The sequence below is a fragment of the Sodalis sp. dw_96 genome, from assembly GCF_018449575.1.
In the GTDB taxonomy this organism is placed as follows: Bacteria; Pseudomonadota; Gammaproteobacteria; order Enterobacterales; family Enterobacteriaceae; genus Acerihabitans.
The window spans coordinates 67,743-83,855 of sequence record NZ_JAAVUT010000012.1 but is presented as its reverse complement, the minus strand read 5'-3'; the positions used below and the strand labels follow the sequence as shown (position 1 = coordinate 83,855).

The window sequence follows — 16,113 nt, the reverse complement described above, 5'->3', positions numbered from 1 at the left end:
TAGTGGGTTAATTCGTCTGAGTTAACCTGACATCAGGAGAGAAATGTGGAACTTAAAAGGCCTACCGTCATGGCTACCATGAAGGATGTGGCGGAAAAGGCAGGGGTATCTACAGCCACGGTTTCCAGGGCATTGATGAATCCTGAAAAGGTTTCCGCCCAGACCCGGAAAAGAGTCCAGATTGCAGTACAATCTGTCGGTTACGATCCGCAACCCCTGTCCCGTCAGGTTAAACGCAATGAAACCCGCAATTTATTGGTTATGGTGCCTGATATCTGCGATCCCTTTTTTTCCGAAATGCTGCGGGGCATTGAAGAGACCGCCGATGAACAAGGATATCTGGTTCTCATAGCCGATTGCGCACATCAACATCCGGATAAAAAAAGCTTTAGTGATTTGATCATTGCCCGGCAAATCGATGGTATGTTGCTTCTGGGTTCCGTTCTGCCGTTCGCCATTGATAAATCACAGCAACAGAATCTGCCGCCGATGGTCATGGCAAATGAATTTGTGCCCGAGCTTGAGTTGGCTACCGTACATATCGATAATCTTACCGCGGCCTATGAAGCGGCGGATTATCTGTTTAAACTCGGACATCGGCGGATTGGCTGTATCAGCGGTCCGTCGGATTTAACTCTGTGCCAATACCGGGTCCAGGGATTTATCCAGGCGCTTCGCCGCCACGGCATTCCCGCCGGTGAACACATGGTTTTCCGAGGTGATATCAGTTATCAGACCGGCGCGGCGGGTCTAAATGCATTAATATCGCAAACCAATCCGCCAACTGCTATCTTTTGTCACAGTGATATCATTGCGTTCGGCGCATTGTCGCAGGCAAGGAAAATCGGCTTGAATGTGCCAAACGATCTGTCCCTGATTGGATTCGATGATATTGCGCTGGCAAATTATTGCGACCCGCCGTTGACCACCGTGGCGCAACCGAGTTTTCAGATAGGGCGGGAAGCGACGCTGTTGCTCTTGCAGCAGGTCCGGCAGCATCAGATGACGAATACCTCGTTGCTATTGGACAGTAAATTGATCGTCAGGGGCAGCACCGCGGCGCCTCGAATATACCCAAAATAATTCGAGTTGCAGGAAGGCGGCGACGCAGCGACAAATCTGTCTGGAACAGATTTGAACAGCGCTTGCGCTGGCCCGCAGGGTGAACCTCAGGGAAGAGGTTCATTCATCTCCAGGAGCTTACTCAGGTAAGTGACTGGGGTGAGCGAGGAAAGCCAACGCATCTGCAACTTGAAGTATGACGGGGATAAAAACATAACATGCTTCTTTAGGAATGCAGGCGCTGGTCAAATAATATTGCCTTCAGTAACATGACGGGCTGGTTACTTTCTCAAACTTAGCGAAATAATAGTGGCACAAAGAGACTATGTAAGCCGTGGAAGGACCAATACGCGGCGCAGAAAACCAAGCAGTCGAAAAAAACGCACGTCTTCCGGCATTTCAAAAACCATGATCGCTTTGGCGGTTGCCGTATTGATAACGTTTATTGGCGGTCTCTATTTTATTGCACACAATAAAACGGAAGAGGCGGTAATTTTACCGAGTCACGGTAATCACACCAATAACGGCCTGCCGCCTAAACCCGAAGAGCGCTGGCGATATATCAAAGAGCTGGAAAACCGTCAGATAGGCGTGCAGACGCCCACCGAACCCACTGCCGGGGGGGAAGTGCAATCGCCGGCGCAATTGACCGACGAACAGCGTCAATTGCTTGAACAAATGCAGGCGGATATGCGTCAGCAGCCCACCCATCTGAATGAAGTGCCTTATAACGATCAAACCAGGAACGCCGCGGCCAATACCGGCCGGTCCTCGACAAACCCGTTCTCGGCACAGCCATTGCCGCGCCAGGCGCCTTCCGCCACTCAAATTACGCCTCGCCAGGTGCAACCCGCTACCCCGCAGCCGCGTCAAGCGCCTGCCACTACCCTTGTCACGCCACGGCAAGTGCAATCCGCAACCCCACAGCCGCGTCAGACGCCCTCCACCGCCCTGACCGCGCCGCGCCAGGCTCCGTCCGCCGCCACGCAACCGCGCCAGACACCGCCCGTCGCCTCTGAGCAACCGCGCCAAGCGCCGATTACCGCCTTAACACAATCCCGTCCGCCGGTACAGGCGTCGCCAACGCCGAAAGCCGAGGCCAAGACGGAGAGCGCGGCGAAGGAAAAATCCCAGCGCTGGGTAATTCAATGCGGTTCTTACAAGGTGATGGATCAAGCTGAATCTGTCCGTGCCCAGTTGGCGTTCGGCGGTGTTGAAAGCCGCATCGCCACCAGTGGCGGTTGGAATCGTGTGATGTTAGGCCCCTATCCCAACCGCGCCAGCGCAGACAAATCTCTGCAAAATCTGCGTGGCTCCGGGGTATCAAATTGTATTCCCATTGCTAGCGGGGGTTGAAAAACCCCAATCCCGCCCCATTTATAACTTCAAATGCCCTGGATGAATGTCAGGGCTTCAATCTATCTCTACCGGAGAGTTGCTCGTGACAACAATCGTAAGCGTACGCCGCAACGGCCATGTGGTAATTGGTGGCGATGGCCAGGCCACTCTGGGAAACACAGTAATGAAGGGCAATGTTATCAAAGTCCGGCGCTTGCATCATGATCAGGTGCTCGCGGGCTTTGCCGGCGGCACCGCCGATGCCTTTACGCTATTTGAATTATTTGAACGTAAACTGGAATTGCACCAGGGCCATCTGATGAAGGCTGCCGTGGAGCTGGCCAAGGATTGGCGTACCGATCGGATGTTGCGCAAACTCGAAGCGCTGCTGGCGGTAGCGGATAAAAAACACTCGCTCATTATTACCGGCAACGGCGATGTGATCCAGCCGGAAAACGATCTGATTGCAATCGGTTCCGGCGGGCCTTACGCCCAGGCAGCCGCACGGGCTTTGTTGGATAATACCGACCTGGGAGCGCGGGATATCGTTGAGAAAGCGTTGTCCATCGCCGGAGATATCTGTATTTATACCAACCAATTCCATACTATTGAAGAATTAACGTACGAAGCGCAAGGATCCATAATATGTCCGAAATGACCCCACGCGAAATCGTCAGCGAACTCGATGGTTATATCATCGGCCAACATAATGCGAAACGAGCGGTGGCTATCGCATTACGTAACCGCTGGCGCCGCATGCAACTGGACGAAGCATTGCGCCACGAAGTCACGCCCAAAAATATTTTAATGATTGGGCCCACCGGCGTCGGGAAAACGGAAATTGCCCGCCGTCTGGCGAAACTCGCCAACGCGCCCTTCATTAAGGTCGAGGCGACCAAATTCACCGAAGTGGGTTATGTCGGCAAGGAAGTGGATTCAATTATCCGCGATCTCACCGATGCCGCCGTCAAGATGGTGCGTTTGCAATCTATGGATAAAAATCGCCACCGCGCGGAAGAACTGGCGGAGGAACGGGTGCTTGACGTCCTGCTCCCGCCGGCCAAAAACAACTGGGGCCAGCCGGAAGAGTCGGCTGAACCTTCGGCTGCCCGGCAAAATTTCCGCAAAAAACTGCGTGAAGGCGAACTGGATGAGAAAGAGATAGAGATTAATCTTGCCGCCGCGCCGATGGGGGTCGAAATTATGGCGCCCCCCGGCATGGAAGAAATGACCAATCAGCTGCAATCGATGTTTAAAAATCTGGCCGGACAGAAACAAAAGCCCCGCAAGATAAAGATCAAAGAAGCGCTGAAACTGTTGGTGGAAGAAGAAGCGGCCAAGCTGGTAAACCCGGAAGAGCTGAAAGAGACGGCCATCGAAGCCGTTGAGCAGCATGGGATCGTGTTTATCGACGAGATCGATAAAATCTGTAAACGTGGAGAAACCTCCGGACCGGATGTTTCTCGGGAAGGGGTGCAACGGGATCTGTTGCCGCTGGTGGAAGGCTGTACCGTTTCCACCAAGCACGGCATGGTGAAGACCGATCATATCCTCTTTATCGCTTCCGGCGCGTTCCAGACGTCCAGACCGTCCGATCTGATTCCGGAATTACAAGGCCGTTTACCCATCCGGGTTGAGCTGGAAGCCCTGACCACAGATGATTTCGAACGTATCCTTACCGAACCGAGCGCGTCGCTGACCATTCAGTACAAAGCGTTGATGGCCACCGAAGGGGTGAACATCGAGTTCACCGGCGACGGTATTCGCCGTATCGCGGAAGCGGCCTGGCAGGTCAATGAGCGCACCGAAAATATTGGTGCCCGTCGGCTGCATACCGTTCTTGAACGGCTGATGGAGGATATTTCTTATGATGCCAGTGAATGGGATGGTAAAACTATTTCAATTGATGCAGATTATGTTCGTAGTCATTTGGATGAGCTAATATCTGATGAAGATTTGAGCCGGTTTATTCTCTAATCGCGATGGGATAGATGACATCCGAAACGGGAGGCTGCGGCCTCCTTTTTTTTTCACTAAAACCGGGTATTAACATAAAGATCCGTTAATTATGAGCCAAACCGTCACCTTAAGCCCTGCCAAAGCCTGGATGGTCAGCCTGCGCCTGCGAACTCTGCCGTTGGCGTTAGCCTCCATTGTCACCGGCTCGGCCATGGCCGGCTGGCAAGGTCATTTCAAACCCGTCGTTGCCCTGATGGCGCTGATAACCGCCGCGCTACTGCAGATTTTATCCAATTTAGCCAATGATTACGGCGATGCGGTTAAAGGCAGTGACGAAAAAGGCCGTATCGGACCGCTGCGCGGGATGCAATTGGGCATTATTACCCGTGAACAAATGAAGGTCGCCCTGGTGGCGGCCATCTTTTCAACACTGATATCCGGGGCGGTTTTGATCTGGATCGCCTGTGAAAAACCCACCGATATCCTGGGCTTTCTGGTCTTGGGAGTGCTGTCGATTATCGCCGCCATCACCTATACCATGGGCACCCGTCCCTATGGCTACATGGGGCTTGGCGATCTGTCGGTGCTGATCTTTTTCGGCTGGCTCAGCGTGGGAGGCAGCTATTACCTGCAAACCGGCGCTTTTCATAGCGTGGTGATGTTGCCCGCTACCGCCTGCGGTTTTTTAGCCGCGGCGGTATTAAACATCAACAATTTGCGGGATATTGAAAGCGACCGCCTCAATGGCAAGAATACCCTCGCGGTGAGGCTCGGTCCAATGCGTGCGCGTTATTATCACGTCCTGTTGCTGGCTGGCGCGGTGGTTTGTCTGGCGATTTTTACCCTGCTGGAACTGCATAACCTGGTGGGCTGGCTTTTTGTCTTGACCGTACCCGCATTATATATGCAAGCGCGCTATGTTTTGCATGAAACCAACCCGTCGGGCATCCGGCCGATGTTGGAAAAAACCGTAAAATGCGCCTTATTAATCAACATTTTATTTGCTGTCGGCTTACTGTTTAGTTGATTATTTGTCGTGCATTTTTCTGATGCGTATCAACTTAGCAATTGATGATTTTGGCAACTGGAGTAAGAAAGCGATATACTTTGGGCTCCAGCGGCAAACCGACGTAAATCCTATGAAATACGATACCTCAGAACTGTGCGACATTTATCATGAAGACGTGAATGTTGTGGAACCTCTTTTCAGTAATTTTGGCGGGAGGACATCGTTTGGCGGGCAAATCATTACCGTGAAATGCTTCGAGGATAATGGTTTGTTATACGATGTGCTCGAGGAAAACGGGCTTGGCCGGGTGCTGGTTGTGGATGGCGGCGGTTCGGTCCGGCGGGCGCTGATCAATGCCGAGCTGGGTAACCTGGCTATGCAGAATCAGTGGGAAGGTATCGTAGTGTACGGTGCGGTGCGCCAGGTGGACGATCTGGAAGAACTGGATCTGGGCATTCAAGCGATGGCCGCCACGCCGGCGGGCGCCGCGAGCGAGGGTATCGGTGAAAGCGACATACGGGTCAATTTCGGCGGTGTCACCTTCTTCTCCGGCGATCATTTATATGCCGACAATACCGGTATCATCCTCTCGGAAGAGGCACTCGACCTGGAATAACCGCTGCGGATAAAACCCTTCTTATAACCAAAGGGCGGTTCGTCGTCGCCCTTTGGGTCAAGGTAGTTACACCTCTTCCATTTTGCTGAGCAATGCGCGCAAACGCTCTTGCCATACACCCTGTTCCTGCTTCAATTGTTCGTTTTCGTTAATCAATGATTCACGATTGCTGGAAGCTTGTTGGATTTCCTGCGTCAGGCTGTTGTTCTTCTCTTTCAATTCTTCAATTTCCATTTGTAAAAGCGTTATGGTATCAATTGCTTGCTGTACCTTCGCTTCTAATTTTTCAAATACTTCAAAAGCCATTTCAGCCCCCTTAAGCCTACAAGGTGTCATCGTAAATTTGCGTTACACTAATGTGTAACCTTTGTTAACATCCGCACCATGCACCGTACACCATGGTCGGCGCGTGTCGAAATAACGTTGATGTTGAAAGTCCGAAGAACGGATTTTAAGTAGGTCGGTCCCCGCTGTCCAGCCGCTATCGTCCAGAAGGTCGAATACGTCCGACATTGTACGCTATACAACCTCTATGCCGCTGAAAGATTTACCTCCTTTTACTAAAATTTCCCAATATCTTTAACATTAATAGTTGAACACCGGAGTGATAGATCGGCTTGAATGAATGCCTTTCTATCATATATTAAGCGTATTCGCTCATTTTTATGACGAACTGCACACATTTCGATTTCGATATTTCTCGTTTCCGCTCATTAACGATAAATTTACAAGATGCCTACATATGCTTTTAGGTTAAATCAATTTCGGTAAGCAGAGACCACTCTTTGCTATGACCTCACCTATTCGCCAGCAGGAAAAGTCTATGAGCCAATTAAAAACGCCAACGCTAACAGGCCAATGCATCGCGGAATTCCTTGGAACAGCGCTGTTAATATTCTTCGGAGTCGGCTGTGTCGCCGCACTGAAACTGGCGGGAGCCAGCTTCGGACAATGGGAAATCAGCATTATCTGGGGTATGGGCGTCGCCATGGCGATCTATCTCACCGCCGCGGTGTCCGGCGCCCACCTGAATCCGGCGGTTTCCATTGCCCTGTGTTTATTCGGCAATTTTGCAGGCCGTAAATTGCTGCCCTATATCGTCTCGCAAACGCTTGGCGCCTTTGCCGGCGCGGCGGTGGTTTATTTTCTTTATTACAGCCTGTTTTTTGATTTCGAACAGGCGAACCATATGGTGCGGGGAAGCGTGCAGAGTTTGCAGCTCGCCAGCATTTTTTCCACCTATCCCAATGCGCATATCAACGTGGTGCAGGCGTTCTTTGTGGAAACGGTTATCGCCGCCATTCTGCTGTGCCTGATCCTGGCGCTGACCGACGACGGCAACGGCATTCCCCGCGGGGCGCTGGCGCCGCTGCTCATCGGCCTGCTCATTGCGGTGATTGGCGCCTCCATGGGACCGCTGACCGGCTTCGCCCTTAACCCGGCCCGTGATTTCGGACCCAAGGTATTCGCCTATCTGGCCGGCTGGGGCAAGGTGGCCTTCACCGGCGGACGCGATATCCCCTACTTCCTGGTGCCGCTGATTGCGCCGGTGGTGGGCGCCTGCCTGGGAGCGTTCGGCTACCGTGCGCTTATCGGTCCTCATTTGCCTTCCGCGGTGATCGAAGACGGAATGGAAGAGACGCGCCCCAGCGGCAGCGAGCATAAAGCGTAATGACCACCCTTATCCACCATTAGAACGATAACTTTTGCAGGAAAACATTATGCCATCTGAAAAAAAATACATCGTTGCCCTCGACCAGGGAACCACCAGTTCCCGGGCCATTATCCTCGACCACGAGGCCAATATCGTCAGCGTTTCACAGCGTGAATTCACCCAGATCTATCCCAAACCCGGCTGGGTGGAGCATGACCCGATGGAAATCTGGGCGTCGCAAAGTTCAACCCTGGTGGAAGTCCTGGCCAAGGCCGATATCCGCTCCGACCAAATTGCCGGCATCGGCATCACCAACCAGCGCGAAACCGCGGTGGTGTGGGATAAGGAAACCGGCAAACCCGTGTATAACGCCATTGTCTGGCAGTGCCGCCGTACCGCCGATATTTGCGAAAAATTGAAAAAAGACGGGCTGGAAGAGTATGTGCGCGAAACCACCGGGCTGGTCATCGACCCCTATTTCTCCGGCACCAAGGTCAAATGGATCCTGGATAACGTGGAAGGCGCCAGGGAACGGGCCAAACGCGGCGAGCTGCTGTTCGGCACCATCGATACGTGGCTTATCTGGCGCATGACCCAGGGCCGGGTGCATGTAACCGACTATACCAACGCTTCCCGCACCATGCTGTTCAATATCCATGCCCTGGACTGGGATGAAAAAATGCTGGACGCGCTGGATATCCCGCGCTCCATGCTGCCGACGGTGCGCTCCTCCTCGGAAGTCTACGGCCAGACCAATATCGGCGGTAAAGGCGGGACCCGTATTCCCATCGCCGGCATCGCCGGCGACCAGCAGGCCGCCCTGTACGGTCAGCTGTGCGTCGAGAAGGGCATGGCCAAAAATACCTACGGCACCGGCTGCTTCCTGCTGATGAATACCGGCACCGAAGCGGTACGGTCGAAACACGGCCTGCTGACCACCATCGCCTGCGGCCCACGCGGCGAGGTGAACTATGCGCTGGAAGGGGCGGTGTTCGTCGCCGGCGCGGCTATCCAGTGGCTGCGTGATGAAATGAAGCTTATCAGCGACGCCGCCGACACCGATTATTTCGCCGGCAAGGTGAACGACACCAACGGCGTCTACGTGGTGCCGGCCTTTACCGGCCTGGGCGCCCCCTACTGGGACCCCTATGCGCGCGGGGCCATTTTCGGCCTGACCCGCGGGGTTAACGCCAACCATATAATCCGCGCCACCCTGGAATCCATCGCCTACCAAACCCGTGATTTGCTGGATGCCATGCAGGGGGATTCCGGCGCCCGGCTGAAGTCATTGCGGGTGGACGGCGGCGCGGTGGCCAATAACTTCCTGATGCAATTCCAGTCGGATATCCTCGGCACCAAGGTGGAACGGCCGCAAGTGCGGGAAGTGACCGCGCTGGGCGCGGCCTACCTGGCCGGACTGGCGGTGGGTTTCTGGAACGACCTGGAAGAAGTGCGCAGCAAATCAGTGATTGAACGGGAGTTCCATCCCGCCATCGAAACCGCGGAACGCGATGCCCTCTATCGCGGTTGGCAAAAGGCGGTGGCGCGCGCCCGTTCATGGGAAGAGCATGAGGAACAGAAGGACTAAGGCATAAGGCCCATTCAATGAATGGGCCTTACTTTTTCCGGCGATTCTTGTACTGTCCGGAAAGCGTGCCGAATGTGATAAACTTTGTGGCAAACTTCAATTAAAGTTGCAACACAAGGTTTAACCATGAAACGTGAATTAGCCATTGAATTCTCCCGGGTAACGGAAGCCGCCGCGCTGGCGGGCTATTGCTGGCTCGGTCGCGGCGACAAAAATGCCGCCGACAACGCCGCGGTTCAGGCCATGCGCATCATGCTCAATCAGGTGGACATCGATGGCCGGATCGTAATCGGCGAAGGGGAAATCGATGAAGCGCCGATGCTTTATATCGGTGAAGCGGTGGGCACCGGCCGGGGCGATGCGGTAGATATCGCGGTTGATCCCATCGAAGGAACCCGCATGACGGCAATGGGCCAGCCCAATGCCCTGACGGTGATGGCGGTGGGTGAAAAAGACAGCTTTTTACACGCCCCCGATATGTACATGGAAAAAATTGCGGTGGGACCGGCAGCCAAAGGCGTCATCGACCTGGCGTTGCCCCTGGACGACAATCTACGCAACGTTGCCCGCAAACTGGGTAAGCCTTTGTCACAGTTAACCGTCATCATCCTGGCCAAACCCCGCCATGAGCAAACCATCGCCGATTTGCAGCGATTGGGCGTACGGGTGTTTGCCATTCCCGATGGCGACGTGGCGGCGTCCATACTTACCTGCATGCCGGACAGCGAGGTGGATGTGATGTACGGCATCGGCGGTGCGCCGGAGGGAGTGATTTCCGCGGCGGCAATCCGCGCCATGGATGGCGATATGCAGGGCCGGCTTCTGCCCCGCCACCAGGTGAAAGGCGAAAACGAAATGAACCTGCGCATTGGCGCCGATGAACTCGCCCGTTGCGCAGCCATGGGCATCGCCGCCAATACCGTGCTACGGCTGAATGATATGGCGCGTAACGATAATGTGGTCTTTTCCGCCACCGGCATTACCAAAGGGGATTTATTAAACGGCATTACCCGCAAAGGACTGCTCGCCACCACCGAAACCCTGCTGATTCGCGGCAACAGCCGGACGATCCGACGCATCGCGTCCACTCATTATCTTGATCGTAAAGATCCTGCCCTGCATCCGTTTATCCTTTAACGACATCAAGGGATCCCTCCGGATGCAACTTTTTCTTAACAAGAATCGGGAGCCGGACTGGATGCAATGACAAAATTAACTGATAATGGCGCCATCGCCATGATCAAAAGCCGCTGTGACAGAGTGGAATATTATTCATCGGTAAAATTATATACCCTAAATAATTCAAGTCGCGGGAAGGCGGCAACGCAGCGAATTCCCAGGAGCTTACTCAGGTAAGTGACTGGGGTGAGCGAGGAAAGCCAACGCACCTGCAACTTGAATTATGACGGGTATAGATTGGAAGGACCAAGGGGAAAAGCTTTATGGCTGAATGGGTTAATGGGGAAATCATACGTGTGGAGCACTGGACGGAAAGTCTTTTCAGCCTGTATGTTCGTGCACCGGTGGATTCCTTCGCCGCAGGCCAGTTTGCCAAACTCGGCCTGGAGATCAACGGCGAGCGCGTCCAGCGCGCCTATTCGTATGTGAATGCGCCGAATAACACCACTCTTGAATTTTATTTGGTGACGGTACCGGAAGGAAAACTCAGCCCGCCGCTGCATGCCATGCAACCGGGCGACAGCCTGATGGTCACCAAGGAAGCCGCAGGTTTCTTCGTCCTTGACGAAATTCCTCCCTGCGAAACGCTGTGGATGCTGGCCACCGGCACGGCGCTGGGTCCGTTCCTGTCCATTTTGCAATATGGGGAAGGACTGGAGCGCTTTAAAAACATTGTTCTGGTGCATGCTGCGCGCTATGCCCGCGATCTCAGCTATCTGCCGTTGATGCTTGAACTGCAGCAGCGCCTTAACGGCAAACTGCATATTCAGACCGTGGTCAGTCGTGAAACGGTGCCCGGTTCACTCACCGGTCGTGTTCCGGCGTTGATTGCCAACGGCTCGCTGGAACAGTCGGTGGGGGTAAAATTGAACGCGGAAGACGGCCATGTCATGCTCTGCGGTAACCCGCAAATGGTGCGGGATACCCAGCAATTATTGAAAGAAACGCGCGAGATGCGAAAACACCTGCGCCGCAAGCCGGGCCATATCACCAGCGAGCACTACTGGTAAACGGCAGGATGCGGCCTGGATGGGAATTAATAGGTTTGTAAATGGATAAGGACAGGTTCATCCGCTTGGGTATTGCATAGGGTGGTAAATGGATAAGAACAGGTATCTCCGCTTCGCCGCCACGGGTCTGCTGCTGGGCGCGCTCTGGACACAGGTCCATGCCGCCGATACATCCACCGGGTCAGCACCGGTGGCACCCTATCTGTTGGCCGGCGCACCGACGTTCGATTTAACCATCGTAAAATTTCGTGAACAATATAACGATCATAATCCCACCTTGCCTATCGGTGAATTCAGATCCATCGACAACCGAAATGATCTTATCAATCTGACCCGCGCCGCCAGCAAGATTAACAGTACCCTCTACGCATCCACCGCCCTGGAAAAAGGCAGCGGTAAAATAAAAACCCTGCAACTTACCTATTTGCCGGTGGTGGGCGGCGAAAAATCCGCCCGCACCACCGCCATCAGCTACATGGCCGCGCTGGTGCGTGAGTTTGAACCCGGTTTAACCGTGGAACAAAGCTCGGCCCGGGTCTCGGATTTGTTGGCGAAAGGCCGGGGTTCCCATTTTTTTCAGCAATCCTGGGGGCCGTTGCGTTATGTGGTGGCGGATGATGGCGTTAAGGGTCTTACTTTCGCCATCGAACCCGTTAAACTCGCTTTAGCCGAGCCTTGATCCCTCCGCGTTAGATGACAAAAAACAAAGCCACCACGATATTAAATCTCTATACTGTGGAACAGGTAAGACTGCCGTAAAGGCAATCAATTTTCGCTTCGCGTTCCTGATTGGAGATTATAACAATGCGACATCCGTTAGTGATGGGTAACTGGAAACTGAATGGCAGCAAACATTTGGTTAATGATCTGATTACTGCCCTACGCAGTGAACTGAGTGGCGTTGTCGGCTGTGATGTGGCTATTGCGCCGCCGGTGATGTATCTGGATCAGGCCAAACACCAGCTTGCCGGCAGCCGCCTGGCTTTAGGTGCCCAAAACGTCGACATCAATCTGTCCGGCGCGTTTACCGGTGAAGTTTCCGCCACCATGCTTAAAGACATCGGCGCCAAATACATCATCATCGGCCATTCCGAACGCCGTACCTATCATAAAGAAAGCGATGAGCTGATCGCGAAGAAATTCTCGGTACTGAAAGATGCCGGACTGATTCCGGTGCTCTGTATCGGTGAAAGCGAAGCCGAAAACGAAGCCGGGCAAACCGAAGCGGTTTGCGCCCGCCAGCTGGATGCCGTATTAACCACTCTGGGCGCGAGCGCGTTCGAAAACGCCGTTATCGCCTATGAGCCTATCTGGGCCATCGGCACCGGCAAATCCGCCACGCCGGCCCAGGCACAAGCCGTGCATAAATTTATCCGCGACCATATCGCCAAGCAGGATGCCGCGATAGCCGAACAGGTTATTCTTCAGTACGGCGGCTCGGTTAACGCCGGCAACGCCGCTGAACTCTTCACCCAGCCGGATATCGACGGCGCCTTGGTGGGCGGCGCTTCGCTGAAAGCCGATGCGTTTGCCGTTATCGTCAAAGCCGCGGCAGAAGCCAAACAGGCCTGATAGCCATCAGGACGGAAAACGGGGGCCTCGCGCTCCCGTTTTTTATTGCACAATCGCAAGCCATGGACAATCCCTATTGAACATAGGGAAGAAAGAGCATGCCAAGGACCGGATCGAATCGGCGAAAGCCGACCGAGTGCCTCATGGCACGGTAGGCCCGCGATCACCAGCGGTTAAACCGAGCGTGTTAAAGGGAGACCGTGTCAAGTAGCCTCAACGACGCCCCACCGACGCTCGCTCTACCAGTTCCGGGGTCAGCACCAGTACCTGCGGCTCGGTCTCAGGATGTTGCAGCCGATAGAGCAAGGTATCGATGGCCAGTTCGCCGAGAGAGTCTTTCGGCTGATTAATGGTCGTCAGCGGCGGGGTAAGATATTTCGCCAGCTCGATATCGTCATACCCCACCACCGCCATATCCGCCGGCACTGTCAGCCCGGCCTGGAACAATGCCTGATAAACGCCTACCGCCACCGCGTCATTGCCGGTAAAAACCGCATGGGGCGGTTCAGGCAGCGTCAACAACTGTTTCATCGCCGCCACGCCGCCGCCGAATTCGAAATCGCTGAACACTTCATAGCCGGTCGGGATAACCAGACCGGCGCGGCTCATGGCGAGACGGTATCCCTCCAGCCGGTGACGGGCGGTGGTTTTATCCTGGGGCCCGGCAATGCAGGCAATCTTATGATAGCCGCGGGAAATCAGATAGCGGGTGGCCATCTCGCCCCCCAGCAGCGAATTATCCTGGATAATATCCAGAGCGTCTTCAAAAGGCGTCCAATCCATCATCACGATAGGCAGCGACGGATAGCGGCGAAGCGCCAGCCGTGAGGGGCGATTATTTTCGGTACACATGATAAGCAGGCCGTCCACGCGTTTTTGCAGCAGCGTTTCCATGCTGCGGCTCATGCGATCCGCATCCTCCTCGGTATTGCACAGGATCAGGCTGTAACCGCGCTCATAACAGCTGCGTTCGACCCCGTGCACCACTTCCGCATAAAACGGGTTATTACTGGAGGTTATCAACATCCCGATGGTGCGCGTCTGGTTTATCTTCAAACTGCGGGCCAGGGCCGAGGGCGCATAATTCAACTGCTCCACCGCCGCCAGAACCTTGTCGCGCACCCCATCGCTGACAAATCGATTGTCATTGATCACATGGGAGACGGTAGAGGTTGAAACGCCCGCCAAACGGGCGACATCTTTCATGGTGGACAACTAGTCTAACCCTTGCAAAAAGGCGTCGATTTCAGTGCGCCAGGGAATGGAAGGCTGCGCACCCGAACGGGTTACCGCAATAGCGGCGGCGGCATGGGCAAATCTCACCGCGTTATCCATCTCTTCCCCTTCCAGCAACGCCGTGACCAGCGCGCCATTAAATGTATCCCCCGCCGCGATGGTATCCACCGCGTCGACCTTGAAACCCGGTATCAGTTTGCCATGGCCCTGCCGGCTAAGCCATACGCCCCGGCTCCCCAGAGTAATCATCACCGTGGAGATACCTTTGCCATGGAGTATTTGCGCGGCGCGGGCGGCGGAGGCGTCATCGTCGATGGACACCCCCGTCAGGCGTTCCGCTTCGGTTTCATTGGGGGTAATGATATCCACCAATTCCAACAACGTATCCGGCAACTGACGGGCCGGGGCCGGATTCAAAATAACCTGTGTTTGATGCAGCTTTGCCAGTTTAGCGGCGGCAATTACCGTCTCCAGCGGCGACTCCAGCTGCATCAGCAGTACGGAAGCGTCGATAATCTTTTTCTGGTGTCGGGTCAGATAATCCGGCGTAAGCGAGGCGTTGGCGCCCGGATCGATAGCAATCACGTTTTCGCCGTCCCGATTGACAAAAATCAGCGCGACGCCGGTGGTGGTTCCCTGGCTGGCTTCCACCGATTGAATGTCGATGTTATCCGCCGCCAATTGCCTGCGAATTCGCTGCCCGATATCGTCCTCGCCCACACAGGCGATAAAATCAATCTTCGCCCCGCTGCGCCCGGCCGCTACCGCCTGGTTGGCACCTTTACCGCCGAAAGCGACCGTGTAATTCTTCCCGATAACCGTTTCGCCGGGACGGGGGAAATGCTCAAGGTTGAGGATATGATCGGCATTGATACTGCCCAGCACCACCAGCTTATTAGTTGCCATCGCATTTATCCTGATTGGATGCGTCATCGCCCCATGCCGATGGGGCGATGACGCAATACCTCATTGTAGAAAGTGAACCGGCGTTATTTAGTGACCAACTTAAGGGCAACCGGGATAACGGCATCCACTTTGCCGCCTTTTAGCACCTTGTCAGCGGTTTCAACACCGATAATACCAATCTGATCGGGCTGTTGCGCCACGGTGGCGGCCATCCTGCCGCTCTGCACCGCTTTCAGGCCATCCGCCGTGCCATCAAACCCCACCACCAGCACATCGGTTTTATTAACGGTTTGCAAGGCACGCATCGCCCCTAACGCCATTTCGTCGTTTTGAGCGAACACCGCCTGAACCGTCGGATGGGCGGTCAGCAGGTTCTGCATGACGTTAAGTCCTTTGGTGCGGTCGAAATCGGCGGGTTGGCTAGCAAACATGGTGAATTTGTACCGATCGGCGGACTGTTTGAACCCTTCGCCACGCTCACGGGCCACTGAGGTACCGGCAATTCCCTCAAGTTCGATAACCTTGGCGTTATTGCCCAGTTTTTGCCCGATAAAATCACCTGCCATCTTGCCGCCGACCCGGTTGTCCGACGCGATATGGCTGACAATCTGGCCTTTGTTCGCTTTACGATCGAGCGTGATCACCGGAATCTTGGATTGGTTGGCCAGGATCACGGCATTCCCCACCGCATCGGAGTCCGTGGGATTGATCATCATCAACTTGACGCCGCGAACCGTCAGGTCCTGTACGTTAGCCAATTCCTTGGCCGGGTTATTCTGCGAATCGAGGACCACCAATTGATAACCCAGTTTATTCGCTTCCTGTTGCGCCCCGTCTTTCATCGAAACAAAGAACGGATTATTCAGGGTGGAAACCACCAGCGCAATTGTATCTTTTGCCAGGGCGTTTGCGCTGAGAGTGGCGCTTAACGCAACGGCGGACATCAAAACAGCCAATTTTTTCATTTTCATCTTTATGATTCCT

Annotated in this window: 16 protein-coding genes; 12 read left to right on the top strand and 4 right to left on the bottom strand. The window is 54.4% G+C overall.

All coding sequences use genetic code 11. From position 1 onward, the window contains the following. Positions 1 to 45: 45 nt before the first annotated feature. The 6 genes from cytR to rraA all read left to right on the top strand — a co-directional run bounded on the left by cytR (position 46) and on the right by rraA (position 5,984). The gene (gene cytR / locus HB631_RS17745; RefSeq protein ID WP_213992507.1) at positions 46 to 1,083 is read left to right on the top strand and encodes a DNA-binding transcriptional regulator CytR; all 1,038 of its coding nucleotides are present in this window, start codon (positions 46 to 48) and stop codon (positions 1,081 to 1,083) included. 288 nt (positions 1,084 to 1,371) lie between these two features. Then, positions 1,372 to 2,418 carry a cell division protein FtsN gene (gene ftsN, locus HB631_RS17740; RefSeq protein WP_213992506.1) on the top strand — a complete coding sequence of 349 codons (1,047 nt, stop codon included), beginning with the start codon at positions 1,372 to 1,374 and terminating at the stop codon, positions 2,416 to 2,418. Positions 2,419 to 2,503: 85 nt separating this feature from the next. Further along, positions 2,504 to 3,058 carry an ATP-dependent protease subunit HslV gene (gene hslV, locus HB631_RS17735; protein ID WP_213992505.1) on the top strand — a complete coding sequence of 185 codons (555 nt, stop codon included), beginning with the start codon at positions 2,504 to 2,506 and terminating at the stop codon, positions 3,056 to 3,058. Then, positions 3,046 to 4,377 carry an HslU--HslV peptidase ATPase subunit gene (gene hslU, locus HB631_RS17730; protein ID WP_213992504.1) on the top strand — a complete coding sequence of 444 codons (1,332 nt, stop codon included), beginning with the start codon at positions 3,046 to 3,048 and terminating at the stop codon, positions 4,375 to 4,377. Before hslV ends, hslU begins: the two co-directional genes overlap by 13 nt. A 91-nt stretch (positions 4,378 to 4,468) precedes the next feature. After that, a complete protein-coding gene (locus HB631_RS17725) occupies positions 4,469 to 5,386 on the top strand; it encodes a 1,4-dihydroxy-2-naphthoate polyprenyltransferase (RefSeq protein WP_213992503.1) in 918 nt (305 codons plus the stop codon). Positions 5,387 to 5,498: 112 nt separating this feature from the next. After that, positions 5,499 to 5,984, top strand: a complete 486-nt coding sequence (rraA, locus tag HB631_RS17720) for a ribonuclease E activity regulator RraA (RefSeq protein WP_213992502.1) — start codon at positions 5,499 to 5,501, stop codon at positions 5,982 to 5,984. Between the two features lie 66 nt (positions 5,985 to 6,050). Here the strand turns inward: rraA and zapB are convergent, their stop codons facing one another. After that, entirely contained in the window at positions 6,051 to 6,290 is a 240-nt protein-coding gene (gene zapB, locus HB631_RS17715; protein WP_213992501.1) for a cell division protein ZapB, read from the bottom strand. Between the two features lie 517 nt (positions 6,291 to 6,807). Between zapB and HB631_RS17710 the strand changes: the two genes are divergently transcribed. From HB631_RS17710 to tpiA, 6 genes are all read left to right on the top strand, one after another. Next, the gene (locus HB631_RS17710) at positions 6,808 to 7,656 is read left to right on the top strand and encodes an MIP/aquaporin family protein (RefSeq protein WP_213992500.1); all 849 of its coding nucleotides are present in this window, start codon (positions 6,808 to 6,810) and stop codon (positions 7,654 to 7,656) included. Positions 7,657 to 7,705: 49 nt separating this feature from the next. Then, a complete protein-coding gene (gene glpK / locus HB631_RS17705; RefSeq protein ID WP_213992499.1) occupies positions 7,706 to 9,226 on the top strand; it encodes a glycerol kinase GlpK in 1,521 nt (506 codons plus the stop codon). A gap of 126 nt (positions 9,227 to 9,352) precedes the next feature. After that, positions 9,353 to 10,363 carry a class II fructose-bisphosphatase gene (gene glpX / locus HB631_RS17700; protein ID WP_213992498.1) on the top strand — a complete coding sequence of 337 codons (1,011 nt, stop codon included), beginning with the start codon at positions 9,353 to 9,355 and terminating at the stop codon, positions 10,361 to 10,363. Between the two features lie 305 nt (positions 10,364 to 10,668). Beyond that, complete coding sequence (gene fpr, locus HB631_RS17695; protein WP_213992497.1) at positions 10,669 to 11,415, top strand: ferredoxin--NADP(+) reductase; 747 nt, start codon at positions 10,669 to 10,671, stop codon at positions 11,413 to 11,415. Positions 11,416 to 11,503: 88 nt separating this feature from the next. Then, positions 11,504 to 12,094: a DUF1454 family protein gene (locus HB631_RS17690; protein WP_213992496.1), complete on the top strand. Its 591-nt coding sequence runs from the start codon at positions 11,504 to 11,506 to the stop codon at positions 12,092 to 12,094. Between the two features lie 125 nt (positions 12,095 to 12,219). Continuing rightward, positions 12,220 to 12,987, top strand: a complete 768-nt coding sequence (gene tpiA, locus HB631_RS17685; protein ID WP_213992495.1) for a triose-phosphate isomerase — start codon at positions 12,220 to 12,222, stop codon at positions 12,985 to 12,987. A 213-nt stretch (positions 12,988 to 13,200) separates the two neighbouring features. Here the strand turns inward: tpiA and rbsR are convergent, their stop codons facing one another. From rbsR to rbsB, 3 genes are all read right to left on the bottom strand, one after another. Beyond that, on the bottom strand, positions 13,201 to 14,202 hold the full coding sequence (rbsR, locus tag HB631_RS17680; protein WP_213992494.1) for a ribose operon transcriptional repressor RbsR: 1,002 nt from the start codon (positions 14,200 to 14,202) through the stop codon (positions 13,201 to 13,203). Beyond that, positions 14,203 to 15,129: a ribokinase gene (gene rbsK, locus HB631_RS17675; RefSeq protein WP_213992493.1), complete on the bottom strand. Its 927-nt coding sequence runs from the start codon at positions 15,127 to 15,129 to the stop codon at positions 14,203 to 14,205. Between the two features lie 83 nt (positions 15,130 to 15,212). Then, positions 15,213 to 16,100, bottom strand: a complete 888-nt coding sequence (gene rbsB, locus HB631_RS17670; RefSeq protein WP_213992492.1) for a ribose ABC transporter substrate-binding protein RbsB — start codon at positions 16,098 to 16,100, stop codon at positions 15,213 to 15,215. Between the last annotated feature and the right edge of the window lie 13 nt (positions 16,101 to 16,113).